Source organism: Marixanthomonas sp. SCSIO 43207 (genome assembly GCF_019904255.1).
Classification (GTDB): Bacteria; Bacteroidota; Bacteroidia; order Flavobacteriales; family Flavobacteriaceae; genus Marixanthomonas.
Genome location: NZ_CP063203.1, coordinates 1,870,001 through 1,885,224, shown reverse-complemented (window position 1 = coordinate 1,885,224; position 15,224 = coordinate 1,870,001). Strand labels below are relative to the sequence as shown.

The 15,224-nt window shown below is 33.1% G+C and carries 10 protein-coding genes (1 of these 10 cut by a window edge); 9 read left to right on the top strand and 1 reads right to left on the bottom strand.

Annotated features, from left to right (window positions below):
* Positions 1–2: 2 nt before the first annotated feature.
* Complete coding sequence (gene recQ / locus INR76_RS08835; protein WP_223107538.1) at positions 3–2,195, bottom strand: DNA helicase RecQ; 2,193 nt, start codon at positions 2,193–2,195, stop codon at positions 3–5.
* A gap of 197 nt (positions 2,196–2,392) precedes the next feature.
* Between recQ and INR76_RS08830 the strand changes: the two genes are divergently transcribed.
* From INR76_RS08830 to INR76_RS08790, 9 genes are all read left to right on the top strand, one after another.
* The gene (locus tag INR76_RS08830; RefSeq protein WP_223107537.1) at positions 2,393–3,358 is read left to right on the top strand and encodes an SIS domain-containing protein; all 966 of its coding nucleotides are present in this window, start codon (positions 2,393–2,395) and stop codon (positions 3,356–3,358) included.
* Positions 3,358–4,206: a twin-arginine translocase subunit TatC gene (tatC, locus tag INR76_RS08825; protein WP_223107536.1), complete on the top strand. Its 849-nt coding sequence runs from the start codon at positions 3,358–3,360 to the stop codon at positions 4,204–4,206. The genes INR76_RS08830 and tatC overlap by 1 nt, the downstream gene beginning before the upstream one ends.
* The gene (locus INR76_RS08820; RefSeq protein ID WP_223107535.1) at positions 4,193–4,549 is read left to right on the top strand and encodes a carboxymuconolactone decarboxylase family protein; all 357 of its coding nucleotides are present in this window, start codon (positions 4,193–4,195) and stop codon (positions 4,547–4,549) included. Before tatC ends, INR76_RS08820 begins: the two co-directional genes overlap by 14 nt.
* Before the next feature lie 130 nt (positions 4,550–4,679).
* Positions 4,680–6,908, top strand: a complete 2,229-nt coding sequence (locus INR76_RS08815; RefSeq protein ID WP_223107534.1) for an NADP-dependent isocitrate dehydrogenase — start codon at positions 4,680–4,682, stop codon at positions 6,906–6,908.
* A 54-nt stretch (positions 6,909–6,962) separates the two neighbouring features.
* A complete protein-coding gene (locus tag INR76_RS08810; protein WP_223107533.1) occupies positions 6,963–9,341 on the top strand; it encodes a TonB-dependent receptor in 2,379 nt (792 codons plus the stop codon).
* A gap of 3 nt (positions 9,342–9,344) precedes the next feature.
* The gene (locus INR76_RS08805; RefSeq protein WP_223107532.1) at positions 9,345–10,151 is read left to right on the top strand and encodes a DUF4249 domain-containing protein; all 807 of its coding nucleotides are present in this window, start codon (positions 9,345–9,347) and stop codon (positions 10,149–10,151) included.
* 19 nt (positions 10,152–10,170) lie between these two features.
* Complete coding sequence (gene murQ, locus INR76_RS08800; RefSeq protein WP_223107531.1) at positions 10,171–10,983, top strand: N-acetylmuramic acid 6-phosphate etherase; 813 nt, start codon at positions 10,171–10,173, stop codon at positions 10,981–10,983.
* Positions 10,980–11,228, top strand: a complete 249-nt coding sequence (locus INR76_RS08795) for a DUF6095 family protein (protein WP_223107530.1) — start codon at positions 10,980–10,982, stop codon at positions 11,226–11,228. Before murQ ends, INR76_RS08795 begins: the two co-directional genes overlap by 4 nt.
* Before the next feature lie 81 nt (positions 11,229–11,309).
* A protein-coding gene (locus INR76_RS08790) for a hybrid sensor histidine kinase/response regulator transcription factor (protein WP_223107529.1) crosses the window boundary here: on the top strand, positions 11,310–15,224 show its 5' portion. The gene runs 12 nt beyond the window's last position; the window shows 3,915 of its 3,927 coding nt (coding positions 1–3,915); it begins with the start codon at positions 11,310–11,312; its stop codon lies beyond the right edge, outside the window.

Sequence of the window (15,224 nt, the reverse complement as noted above, 5' to 3'; positions counted from 1 at the left end):
TTTTAATTGGCTACATCACTGATAAACTTAATGCGATACAGTCTCAACTCTTCTTCATCATAATCGCCGTCAAACTCTTCCATCGCATCATCGATTTTATCATTTTCAGCTTCTATAAAATAATCGTGTATTTCTTCTTGTTGATCTTCATCCAGGATATCCTCTAGCCAATAATCTATATTAAGTTTTGTTCCGCTGTAAACTATGGCTTCCATTTCACTTATAAAGTCATTCATATCTAATCCTTTTCCGTCGGCGATGGTATCTAACGGTAATTTTTTATCTATGTTCTGAATGATATAAAGTTTTAAGGCACTATTAGTTCCTGTTGATTTTACAACAAAATCATCAGGTCGTAAAATATCGTTTTCTTCAACATAAGTTTCAATTAAAGAAATGAAACTTTTCCCAAATTTTTTTGCTTTACTTTCTCCTACGCCGTGAACGTTTGATAATTCGTCTATAGTAATAGGATATTTGAGTGCCATATCTTCAAGAGAAGGGTCTTGGAAGATTACAAATGGCGGTAAATCCATTTTGTCTGCAACTTTTTTTCTTTCGGCTTTTAAAAGTTTAAATAAATTTTGGTCTGCAGCATCACCTGCTTTTTGATTTGATACAATGGCATCATCATTTGCTTCTTTAAAGCTATGATCTTCTGTCATCATAAAGCTTGAGGGTGATTTTATAAAAGTTTTACCTTTATCTGTTAACTTTATTACACCATAGGTTTCTATATCTTTCTTTATATAACCAGCAACCAACAGTTGTCTAAGTAATGCCATCCAGTAAGTAGCTTCTTTACTGGCTCCGGTACCAAAAAATGGCTGCGTATCTGTACGGTGAGACTTAATCATTGCATTTGCCTTACCTACTAGCACATTTACTACTTCTTTGGCTTTGTATCGTTGTTTTGTTTTATCAATAATATCGAGCAGCTTTACAGCTTCTTCTTTTGCTTCATGTTTCTTTTTTGGGTAGCGCATATTATCATCCATATTGCCCCCGTCTCCTGTTTCATTGTCAAATTTCTCTCCAAAATAATGCAGAATAAACTTTCTTCTAGAGATGGATGTTTCAGCAAAAGCTACTACTTCTTGGAGTAGTGCGTGACCAATTTCTTGTTCGGCCACAGGCTTGCCGCTCATAAACTTTTCTAGCTTTTCAATGTCTTTATAGCTGTAAAATGCTAAACAATGACCTTCACCTCCATCTCGACCGGCTCGGCCTGTTTCTTGATAGTAGCTTTCAATACTTTTAGGGATATCATTGTGAATAACAAAACGCACATCAGGTTTGTCAATACCCATACCAAAAGCAATGGTCGCAATAACCACATCAATATCTTCTTTTAAAAACATGTCTTGATGCTTTACACGAGTTTTTGCATCAAGACCTGCGTGATATGGAACTGCTTTAAGGCCATTCACTTGTAGTGTTTGAGCTAACTCTTCTACCCTTTTTCTGCTTAAACAGTAAATAATACCACTTTTACCTTCATTCTTTTTTACAAAACGAATGATATCTGCATCAACATTTTTGGTTTTTGGTCGTATTTCATAATACAAATTGGGTCTATTAAATGATGCTTTAAAAGTATTGGCGTCTTGAATACCTAAATTTTTAAGAATATCTTCTTGAACTTTTGGAGTTGCAGTTGCGGTAAGACCAATTATAGGGATATTATCTCCTATACGTTCTATTATTTTACGAAGGTTTCGGTATTCTGGTCTAAAGTCATGCCCCCATTCACTTATACAGTGAGCTTCGTCAATAGCCATAAAAGAAATAGTCTGTGTTTGTAAAAAAGACACATATTCATCTTTTGTAAGTGATTCTGGAGCAACATATAATAATTTTGTTATTCCATTTTCAATATCACTTTTAACTTTTTTTACCTCTGTTTTATTAAGTGAAGAATTTAAAACGTGAGCAATGCCGTCTTCAGAAGAGAGGGACCGTAGAGCATCTACTTGGTTTTTCATCAATGCTATTAAAGGTGAAACCACAATAGCTGTACCATCTTTAATCAATGCAGGGAGTTGATAACAAAGCGATTTTCCTCCGCCTGTAGGCATAATTACAAACGTATTGTTATCATTGAGTATACTTTTAACCACCTCCTCTTGGAGCCCTTTAAAAGAATTGAATCCAAAATGTTTTTTAAGTGCTGCGTATAATTCAGTATCTGTCACGCTGCTATACTAATTTTTAGTTATTAATTTTTTTAAAATGGATGTAAAATTAAATTGCTATACCAATTGAACAATTGTAATTTTGCAACCAATAATGTAAAACGTATCTTTAAACAGAAGTTTAAACAGGTTAGTATTATTAGCATTTTCAATATACTAAATTCTGAAACAGTTTCAAACATTCAAAAGCTTAAAATTTGAACAAAGAGCAACAAATAATTTCAGTAGCTAAAAAAACAATAGAAACTGAAAGTGAAGCAATTGCAAAACTAGCTGCTTTGGTAGATACAGAGTTTGCTGCAGCTGTAGATTATATTTTTAATTCTCAAGGACGTGTAATTATTACAGGAATTGGCAAAAGTGCAAACATCGCTACCAAAATTGTAGCTACCTTGAACTCAACCGGAACTCCTGCCATTTTTATGCACGCGGCAGATGCTATTCATGGTGATTTAGGAATTATTCTTGAAAGTGACACGGTGATTTGTATTTCAAAAAGTGGAAACACCCCAGAAATAAAAGTTTTGGTTCCGCTCATTAAAGCATCAAACAATAAGCTTATTGCTATTACATCAAATCGCGATTCTTTTTTAGGTCAAAAAGCAGATTATGTATTACACGCGTATGTTGAAAAAGAAGCCTGCCCAAACAACCTAGCACCAACCACAAGTACTACAGCACAATTGGTTATAGGAGATGCTCTAGCGATGGCACTATTAGATCTACGCGGGTTTTCAAGCAAAGACTTTGCACGGTTTCATCCTGGAGGGTCTTTGGGTAAAAAATTATATTTGAGAGTAAGTGACCTTACTTCGCTAAATGAAAAACCACAAGTTAACCCAGATACTGAATTAAAAGATGTTATTGTCGAAATTTCAGAAAAAATGCTAGGGGTAGCTGCGGTTATAGAAAATGATGCTATTGTAGGTATTATTACCGATGGTGATTTGCGTAGAATGTTGACCAAAAGAGATTCGTTAAAAGGGATTACTGCAAAACACATTATGACTGAAAACCCCAAAAAAATTGACAACGACGCTATGGCTATTGAAGCTATAAAAACCATGGACTCTTTTGGGATTACCCAATTACTTGCCGAAAAAGATGGAAAATACGCAGGCGTTGTTCACATTCATAACCTTACTAAAGAAGGAATTATATAATGGCAAAACGTCTCGCAAACCCCAATCCAGAAAAAGAAATGTCCTTTTTAGACCATCTTGAAGAATTAAGATGGCATATAATTAGATCAACTATAGCAGTTGTGATCGTGGGTACGCTGGCATTTATTGCAAAAGACTTTATTTTTGACGTTTTACTCTTTGGACCTAAAAGTGCAGATTTCCCAACCTATAAGTTACTTTGTAGAGCAGCCAGATTTATCGGTATGAACAGCTTTTGCTTTGAAGAACTTCCCTTTCGTATTCAAAGTAGAACCATGTCTGGTCAGTTTTCAGCACATATATGGACCTCTGTGACAGCAGGAATAATCATTGCTTTTCCTTACATTATTTATGAATTCTGGAAGTTTATCAGTCCCGGGTTGATGCCAAAAGAACGTAAGCATAGTAAAGGATTTATTATCATTGCTTCCTTTTTATTCTTTCTAGGAGTACTTTTTGGGTATTATGTAATAACTCCATTATCAATTAACTTTTTAGGTAGCTATCGAGTAAGTGAAGAAGTTTTTAATGACTTTGATTTAAGTAGCTACATTTCATTGGTACGTGCTTCAGTATTGGCTAGCGGGCTTATTTTTGAACTTCCCATTGTAATTTACTTTTTAACCAAACTCGGACTCGTAACTCCTGAAATTTTAAGAAAATATAGAAAATTTGCTTTGGTTATTGTTTTGATTATTTCAGCAGTAATTACACCACCAGATATTGCAAGTCAAGTAATTGTTGCAGTGCCTGTTACTATTTTATACGAAATAAGTATTTATATATCTAGAGCAGTGCTTCGAAATAACAGAAAAAAAGAAAAAGAAAAAGCTAATGAACAACAGTAACATTGTAGAAGAATTTAATGACTATCGTTCAAAAATGAACGATGAAATTCTAAAGGACAACAACAAGATTATCAAGCGTATTTTTAATCTAGACACAAACGCATTTGCCGAAGGTGCTTTACCCAAAAAAACCAAAGAGTTGATGGGATTAGGCAATTCAATGGTATTACGTTGCGATGATTGTGTTCGCTATCATCTAGAGGCTTGTTACAAGCTCAATATCACAAAAGCAGAAGTAGTTGAAGCATTAAGTGTATCATTACTTATTGGAGGTACAATTGTAATTCCTCATTTAAGAAGAGCATATGAATATTGGGATGCTTTAGAAAAAACAAATCAATAGTCAATTTTAGACTGCAAATTCAGCAATAGTTAACAAAACAATAAGATAGCCAAGCTTTTAAAAGCCTTGTCAATTCGCTATATTTGCAACTCTGAAAAATAGATTAACTTCCAAAAAACCCTATACAAACATGACAAAAGCTGCAAAAATTATATATACAAAAACGGATGAAGCTCCTTATTTAGCAACTCATTCTTTATTGCCTATCATTGAAGCCTATACAGCACCTTCAAACATTAAGATTGAAACACGAGATATTTCTTTAGCAGGAAGAATTTTAGCTCAATTTTCAGAATATCTTGACGAAGACCAACGTGTAAATGATGCCCTAGCAGAATTAGGTGAATTGGCTAAAACTCCTGAAGCAAACATTATCAAATTACCAAATATTAGTGCTTCTATTCCGCAATTAACAGCAGCTATTTCAGAATTACAATCTAAAGGTTACAACTTACCTGATTATCCAGATGAGCCTAAAACCGAAGAAGAAAAGAAAATTTCAGCATTATATAATAAAGTAAAAGGAAGTGCCGTAAACCCTGTTTTACGTGAAGGGAATAGTGATCGTAGAGCACCAAAAGCTGTTAAAAACTACGCCAAGAAAAACCCACACCGCATGGGTAAATGGAGTAGTGATTCAAAAAGTCATGTAGCTACTATGAGCACCGGTGATTTTTTTCATAATGAAAAATCATTAACCATAGACCAAGAAGGAAGTGTAAAAATTGTTCATACAGATTCAACCGGAAAAGAAACCGTATTAAAATCTTCTGTTCCTGTTTTAAAAGGAGAAGTGATTGATGCTACGGTTATGCGTAAAAAAGCTTTGTTGTCATTTCTTGAAGAACAAGTTAAAGATGCAAAAGAAAAAGACATCTTGTTCTCTTTACATATGAAAGCAACTATGATGAAAGTGAGTGACCCTATTATATTTGGTCACGCTGTACGTGTATACTTTGCTGAATTATTTGACAAGTATGGCGACACATTCAAAGAACTTGGTGTTGATGTTAATAACGGATTTGGAGACTTATTACACGAAATAGGCAACCTTCCAGAAGCTAAGCGTGATGAAATACTAAATGACATTGACCGTATTATGGATGAAAATCCAGATTTGGCTATGGTAAACAGCGACAAAGGCATCACCAACTTACACGTTCCTAGTGATGTGATTATTGACGCTTCAATGCCGGCAATGATTCGTACATCTGGACAAATGTGGGATAAAAACGGTGAAACAAAAGACACCAAAGCAATTATACCAGACAGCAGTTATGCTTCTGTTTATCAAGCTACTATTGATTTTTGTAAAAAACACGGCGCCTTTGATCCTACTACAATGGGAACAGTTTCAAACGTAGGTTTAATGGCTCAAAAAGCTGAAGAATACGGTTCTCACGATAAAACATTTGAAATTTCTAGTGAAGGAACCGTAAGCGTGATTAATGCTGAAGGAACTACCTTAACGCAACACGAAGTTTCAGAAGGAGATATTTGGAGAATGTGTCAAGTAAAAGATTTACCTATTCAAGATTGGGTAAAACTAGCTGTGAGCAGAGCACGCGCCACAGGTTGGCCTGCAATTTTCTGGCTAGATGAAGACAGAGCACACGATGCCGAGCTAATTAAAAAAGTAAACAAATACCTTCCTGAAAACGATACCGATGGATTGGTAATAAAAATTCTTTCACCTAAAAAAGCAACAGAATATACACTAGAGCGAGTAAAAGCTGGTGAAAATACCATTTCGGTAACAGGAAATGTACTTCGTGATTATTTAACAGATTTATTTCCTATTCTAGAGTTAGGAACTAGTGCAAAAATGTTATCTATCGTTCCATTGATGAACGGTGGTGGACTTTTTGAAACCGGTGCCGGAGGATCTGCTCCTAAGCACGTACAACAGTTTATGGAAGAAGGTCATTTGCGTTGGGATTCGTTAGGTGAATTTTTAGCATTGGCAGTTTCATTAGATCATTTAGGCGACACCTATAATAATGAAAAAGCAAAAATGCTTGCTGAAGCACTAGATGAAGCTACTGAAATGTACTTAGACAATAAAAAATCACCCTCTAGAAAGGTAAATGAACTAGATAATAGAGGAAGTCATTTTTATTTAGCATTATATTGGGCACAGCAATTGGCAAAACAAGATAAAGACGAAGTTTTGAAAAAACGATTCACTCCTATTGCTGAAAAACTTTCAGAAAATGAAGAAACAATAGTGAATGAGTTGAACGCCGCTCAAGGTAGCCCGGTTGATATTAATGGTTATTACAAACCAAGCGAAGACCGTGTATATGCAGAAATGAGAGCTAGTAAAACACTCAATGCTATACTTTCTGAAATTAAATAACACATATATTATAAAAGCCTTCAAAAAATATTTTGAAGGCTTTTTTTTATCTAAATGCCAACTAAAAACTTGAAAAAGAAACTATTCCTATTTTTTTTATTCTTTACTACTGCAATAACACTCAGTCAAGAAAAGTTTACCATTAGCGGTACGGTTTCAGAACAAGAAAGTGGTGAAACATTGATAGGTGTAAACATACTTATTCCTTCTTTACAAACCGGAACCACTACAAATGAATATGGATACTACTCCATCACACTTCCTGAAGGAGAATATGAAGTGTACTATAGTAGTTTGGGCTTTGCAACTCAGCAAACCACTATTTCACTTTCAAAAAATATTAAGAAGGATGTTTTTCTGCAAAATGATACAGAAACGCTCGACGAGGTTTTAATAGAAACCGATGTAGAAGCTCTTAACATAAGAAAACCACAGATGAGTATCAATCGTCTTTCTGCTGAAACGATTAAAAAAATTCCGGTGGTTTTAGGTGAAAAGGATGTTATTAAATCTATAAAACTACTTCCGGGTGTAACGGGAGCTGGTGAAGGCTCTAGCGGTTTTAATGTGCGAGGTGGTGCCGCAGACCAAAATTTAATTTTACTTGATGAAGCCACGCTCTACAACAGTGACCATTTATTTGGTTTTTTTTCAGTATTTAATCCAGATGCTATAAAAGATTTAACGCTTTACAAAGGTGGAATTCCAGCACGGTACGGTGGTAGAGTTTCATCGGTTTTAGATATTTATCAAAAAGATGGTAGCAAACGTAAATTTGGAGCTACCGGTGGTATTGGCGCCGTTGCAAGTAGACTTTTACTGGAAGGCCCTATAAAAAAAGATACTGCTTCTTTTTTAGTAGGTGGTCGTAGTAGTTATGCTCACTTATTTCTTCCATTGTTTGATAATGATAACGTAGCCTATTTTTATGACCTTAATACCAAAATAAGCTATAATCTTAATAAAAATAATAAGCTGTACTTATCTGGCTATTTTGGCAGAGATGTTTTTGATATAGCAGATAGTTTTTCAAATAGATTTGGAAATACAACCCTCAATTTACGATGGAATCATCTTTTTTCAGAAAAGCTGTTTTCAAATCTCTCATTAATCTATTCAGATTATTATTACGGATTAGAACTTAGTTTTGTTGAATTTGACTTTGAAAGTGGTATCAGAAATTTTAATTTAAAATATGATTTTACCCATTTTATTTCAGAAAACATAGAACTGCGTTATGGTTTAAACAGTATCTATTATAAATTTAACCCCGGAGATATAAAACCAACAACTGAAACTTCAGGTATTAATCCTTTTAAGCTAACTGATAAATATGCTTTTGAAAATGCACTCTATGCAGAAACTGAAATTGAAGTTACTGATAAGTTAGCTATTCAAGCCGGTTTACGCCTTTCAACATTTAATAGATTAGGACAAGATGAGTTGAATATTTATGCAAATGATAATCCTATTGATTATGATGAGAATCTAGATATTTATCAAAAAGCAACACCTATTGATACGGTTTCTTTCAGCAGAAATAAAACAATAAAACGTTTTGCCAATTTGGAACCTCGCTTTTCTGTTGCTTATCAAATTAATGAAACATCGTCTGTTAAAGCAAGTTATAATAGAACCGCGCAATATATTCATTTAATTAGCAAAACTACATCTCCTACTCCATTTGATATTTATGCTCCCAGCGGAAAGTATATCGAGCCTCAATTGGCAGATCAAGTGGCTGTGGGCTACTTTAAAAAGTTTGATTCATATTCTTTTGAAATAGAAAGTTTTTACAAAACAGTTGATAATAGATTGGATTATGTTGATGGAGCAGATTTAATTGCCAATAATGCTGTAGAACAGATTATTTTAAATGGCGAAGCAAGAGCTTATGGAGCAGAGTTGTTATTCAGAAAAAATGAAGGAAAACTGCAGGGCTGGATTGCTTACACATTATCAAAAAGTGAGCAACGCACACCAGGAAGAACACCTCAAGAAATAGGGATTAACAATGGTGATTGGTATAATTCGCCTTGGGACAAAACGCATGATATTTCAATTACGGCACAATATGAATGGTCAAAAAAATGGTCCTTTGGAGCAAATTTTATTTTTCAAACCGGTCAACCTACAACATTCCCAAACGGACAATACGTTTATAACGATCTAGTAATACCGGTTTATGAGCAAAGAAATAGCAGTAGGTTAACAAACTTTCATCACTTAGACCTTTCGGCCACATGGACACCAAAACCAGATTCAAAAAAGAGATGGAAGGGAGAATGGGTTTTTAGCATCTATAATGTGTATAATAGAATGAACGCAGCGTCAATTTCGTTTAGAGAAAACACAGATATTAATCGTAATGAAGCAGTACGATTATCTATTTTTGGGATTATTCCTGCGGTTACCTATAATTTTAAATTTTAGATAATGAAAAAAACGCTATTACTTATAGTCTGTCTCGGCATCTTTTTTTCTTGTGAAGATGTTATTGATGTTGACTTAAATGAAGGAAAACCAAGACTCGTTATCGATGCAGAAATTGTAAAAGGATATGAATCTAATACCTCAATAGCTCGTGTAAAGCTAAGCACAACGGTTCCTTTTTTTGATTCTGAAATAAATCTTGTAAACAATGCAACCGTAACAATCACTGACCAAAACGGAATGGTCTATACACTAGAGAACTCATCAAATGGCTTTTATACTTATCAAGATATTGATCCACAACCAAACACAGATTACACATTAGAAGTTATTTACAACAATGAAACGTATACAGCTACAGAGCAACTACAACCCGTTGTACCTTTGGAGTTTGTAGAGCAAAGAAATGACGGTGGGTTTGATGGAGAAACAATTGAGCTCAAAGCATTTTTTACAGATCCTGCAGATGAACAAAACAACTACTTTTTTGAAGGAATATCTTCAAAAGGGAATGTTTATGACACCTTTAACGATAAGTTTTTTAACGGAAATTCAATCTTTGGTTTGTATGTAAATGAAGATATTGAGCCGGGAGATTCGGTGACATTTTACCTGTATGGAGTAGACGAACAGTTTTACAATTATATGTTTATTTTACTTCAGCAAGGAAGCGATGATACAGGCGGACCTTTTGAAACCCAGCCTGCTACTGTGAGAGGAAACATTATCAATGAAACCACTCCCGAAAACTATCCTTTTGGTTATTTCAGAATTTCTGAAACCTCTATTTTAAGCTATACAGTTCAATGAAGTATTGTACTTTTGTAGTATGACATTCAAAAAAATAACCGAAGCCGACTCTAAGTATAATCATCTAGAAAAGATGAGTGTTTCTGAAATCATTCATACTATAAATAAAGAAGATAAAACGGTTCCTTTGGCTGTAGAAAAAGCCCTTCCGGAAATCACAGTTCTATCTGAAATTGTTTCAGAAAAAATAAAAAATGGAGGTCGGTTATTTTACATTGGCGCTGGTACTAGCGGCCGCTTAGGAATTGTTGACGCTAGTGAGTGTCCGCCCACATTTGGTGTGCCACATGGGATGGTTATTGGCTTAATTGCCGGTGGTGATAAAGCTATTAGAGATGCTGTTGAATTTGCTGAAGATTCTACAGATCAAGGCTGGAAAGACTTACAAGCTCATAGTATTTCAGAAAAAGATATCGTTATTGGTATTGCTGCTTCTGGTACTACACCATATGTCATTGGAGCATTAAAAAACTGTAATGCAAACAATATTACTACAGGTTGCATCACGTGTAATGAAGGAAGTCCGTTAGCTACTACTGCCCAATTTCCTGTAGTTGTTACAGTAGGACCAGAATTTGTAACCGGAAGTTCAAGAATGAAAGCCGGAACTGCTCAAAAGCTTGTTTTAAATATGATTTCTACCGCTGCTATGATTCAATTGGGTCGCGTTAAGGGTAATAAAATGGTTGACATGCAGTTGAGCAATAATAAATTAGTTGATAGAGGTACGCGTATGATTATGACCGAGCTGCAGATTGATGAAGCTACCGCTTCAGAATTATTAAAAAAACACGGTAGTGTGCGCAATGCTTTAAAAAATTTTGAATCTTGAGAGAAACCAATCAAAAACATACAAATAAAAAATTTTTAATTAAGGGATTAAAACGACTTTTAATTGCACTTCCACTATTAGTTTTAACTACCTATATTTTTACTTTTGCTTTTATAAATAAAGAAGTCATTTCTTTATATCTTATTCTTCCACTTGCTTTTATTTCAATGGGTGCAACTATTTACCTTCTTTTTAATGGAATACAATGGATATTGAAATCACTCTTTGGTGAAAAAAATTCATAAATATTTCACACTAGACTTTTAGCTACTTTACTGATTTACAAATAGAAAATCTTTCATAACTTTATTGTATCTTAAACAGTTATGAATAAATTGGGAGGTTATAAGGTTGTTTTTTTCATAATGCTATGCGTTATCTTTACTAAAAAGGTAACAGCTCAAAATGATGCTATACTACCTAAACAAATTTTCTTTAGAGAATTAACGGTAGATAATGGTCTGTCACAAAATAGTGTAGTAAGTATAGCTCAAGATAGCACAGGGTTTATGTGGTTTGCCACACAAGATGGTTTAAACAAATATGACGGAAAAACTTTTACACATTATGAACGTCAATTTGAAGATGTAACTAGGCCCACCTTTAGTAAACTAGGAAAAGTTTATGTTGATAAAGATGGTCATTTATGGATTATTTCTATTTCAGGAAAACTGGAAAAATTTAATGAAGCTCAAAACACATTTTCCCATATAAATACTATAAAAGATGTAAGTACCATTTTTCAAACTTCAGAAAAGAATTACTTTATAGGAACGTATGGTAATGGTATTTATAAAGTTAATTCAGCTACAAAAGATACCACACAAATTCTATCTTCAAAATATAAGTTATTTGATATTTATGATATTACAGAAATAGAAAACGATCTGCTCATTGCTACTTCTGAAGGGGTTTTAAAAGTATCAAAAAACACACTTGATGTTTCTTTTGTAGATGAAACACAATCCATTTCATTTAGTTCTATATCAATTGATAAAAACGCTACTATTTATGCTGCCAGTTTTGGTAATGGATTGTATTTAAAAAGAAAAAACGATAAAGAGTTTTCAAAGTTTTTAGGCTTTGATGACAGTGCTTTTCTTGAAAACCTAAACATTCAAGACATTCTTGTTGATAGTCAAGATAGACTTTGGGTTGCTACCTATGGTAATGGTGCTTATTTAATCAACTTTAATAATGAAACCATAAATCACTTTATAGCAAATAAAAATGATCCTTATGCGCTTCATTATAACGATGTTTTATCTATTTATGAAGATTTTACAGAAACAATTTGGTTAGGAACAGATGGTGCCGGCCTGAGTTATTATGATAGGCATTTGGTAAAATTTAATGTATTGACCAACCGTCAAACTCCGCCTACAATACACGTTGATGTAGTAAGAAGTATTGTGGTAAAAAATGACATTATGTGGTTAGGTACTTCAGGAAAAGGCTTAACAAAAATTGATCAAAAGAATAAAAAGTATAAAACCTACACTGCAGAAAACTCGACATTAGCAGGAAATCGGGTTATGAGCCTATTACTTGATGGTAATAACCTATGGATTGGTCATCAAAATGAAGGATTACAGTTAATTGACCAAAATGAAAATTTTAAAACGTTCTCAGAAACAAAAGGATTAACAATTTGGAAAGTTTCAAAAAAAAGTAATGATGAGTTATGGCTTTGTACACGAAGTAAAGGACTTCTGGTTTTTAATATTAAAACAGGCATTATTTCTAGCTATAATACAGAAAATTCAGGATTAACAACTAATAACATACGTACAATTGCTCAAGGAAATAATCAAACACTTTGGGTTGGTACAGAAAACGATGGGCTTTTTAAGCTTAATCTCTCTACCAATGAAATGATAAAAATTGAAAAAATACCTGACAATATAAAATGTCTGTATTATAGTAATAATTTATTGTGGGTAGGAACCAATGGTAATGGATTAAAGCTTTATAATATTTCAGAAAAAAATGTTGTTAAATACACAAAAGAGAATGGTTTACCCAATAATGTAATTTATGGCATTTTACCTGATGATAACACCAATTTATGGTTAAGTAGTAATAAAGGATTAACAAAAATTTCTATAGATGCAAATTATAACGCAACACTTGAAAACTACAATAACTATGATGGTTTACAAGCTTTTGAATTTAATACCGGAGCCTATTTTATAGATGAAAAAGGAACATTATATTTTGGAGGACTTAATGGAATAAATTGGTTTCAGCCCAATCAATTATCTTTTAATCCTAAAAAACCAAAAACAGTAATCACCGGCTTAAAAGTTTTTAATGAAAAAACCGAAATGAAACAAGATAAATCATTTCAGCATAACCAAAATACATTTACCTTCTCTTTTTCTTCACTTCATTACTCACAACCAGAGCGTAACCAATATAAGTATCGATTAATCAACAATGATGAAGACTGGATTTCTTCCGGAAATAATAATGAAGCACATTATACCAATTTACCGCCAAATGAATATTCTTTTCAGGTAATTTCGAGTAATTATGATGGAGTTTGGAATAACAAACCAGCTACCTATTCATTTTCAATATTAAAACCTTGGTATACTTCAAATCTAGCAGTACTATTCTATTGTATAGCACTATTAGCAATAATTTATGGTATTTACGCCTATCTCAAATGGCGATGGAATGTAAAAAATCAATTACGCCTTGAACACGAAGAAACTGAACGATTAAAAAAAATTGATGAATTAAAAACACGGCTTTATACAAATATTTCACACGAGATTAGAACACCATTAACTTTAATTTCGGGGCCAGTAGAAAATCAACTTAAGAAAAAACACCTATCTCAAACAGATATAAGTGATTTAAACCTAATAAAGCATAACTCAAATAGGCTATTACAATTGGTCAATCAAATGCTTGATTTATCATTGGTTGATTCTGGTGAATTAAAGCTATCTGTAAAAGAAGGCAATCTTTCAGTGTTGTTAAAGCAAATTATCAGTTCATTTAAATATAAAGCAGAATCCAGTGACCTACTTATTGAAAGTAAAGTTAATGGGTTACAAAAATGTTGGTTTGATAAAGATGTGATTGAAAAGATTATTTCAAACTTAATCACAAATGCTATAAAATACAGTCCCTATAAATCTAAAATTTCAATCGAAGCATATGAAAATCATGGTTTTGTTCATTTTTCAATTACTAATAATAAAGGTGACTTGAACATTAAGAACATTGATCAATTATTCGAAAGATTTTATCAAACTAATTCGTCAAAAGAAGGAGTTGGCATAGGTTTATCATTGGTAAAAGAACTAATTAAACTATCAAAAGGCACCATTACTGCTGAAGCACTTTCAGAAAATACTATTTCATTTTTGATTAAAATTCCAATAACTGAAGAATCTTTTGCCGAATATGAAAAATTCAAAATAAATAATACTGAAAATACAGAAATTAAAACACCTAAGTATAATTTAAAATCAAATGAAAAACCGGTTTTATTAGTAGTTGAAGATAATGATGATGTAAGAGAGTTTATTGTTTCAAATTTTTCTAAAAATTATACTGTTATTGAAGCCGAAAATGGACAAATAGGTGTTAAGTTGACAAAAAAACATCTACCTAGTCTAATAATTAGTGACATTATGATGCCAATTATGGATGGCATTGAACTTTGCAACATTATAAAAAATGAAGAACTTACTAGCCACATACCTGTTATTCTCTTAACAGCAAAAGTAGGAGAAGAAAATGAAATTAAAGGTTTCAAAACGGGCGCAGATGCTTATATAACTAAGCCTTTTGGTATTGAAAAACTTCATGTTAGAGTTCAAAAATTAATTGAAAGTAGACAAAAATTAAAAAAGCATTTTAATAAAACGTTTGAGCTTAATCCTAAGTTAGCAATTACATCAACTGAAACAGAATTTTTAAACCGTATGCAGGAGGTTCTAGACAAACATATTACAGATCCAGAACTTACTAGTGAGCAGCTTTCAAAATTTATGAATATGAGTAGAACACAATTACATCGTAAATTAACATCAATTTTAGGTCTTAACACTACAGCTTTTATTCGCTCCCAAAGATTAAAATTGGCTTGTAAATTATTAAGAAGCTCAGATGCTACCACATCAGAAATTGCTTATCAAGTTGGCTTTAGTTCTCCATCTTATTTTACTAAATGCTTTAAAGAAGCATATAGTTGTACACCTAGTGAATTTATTATAAGAAAT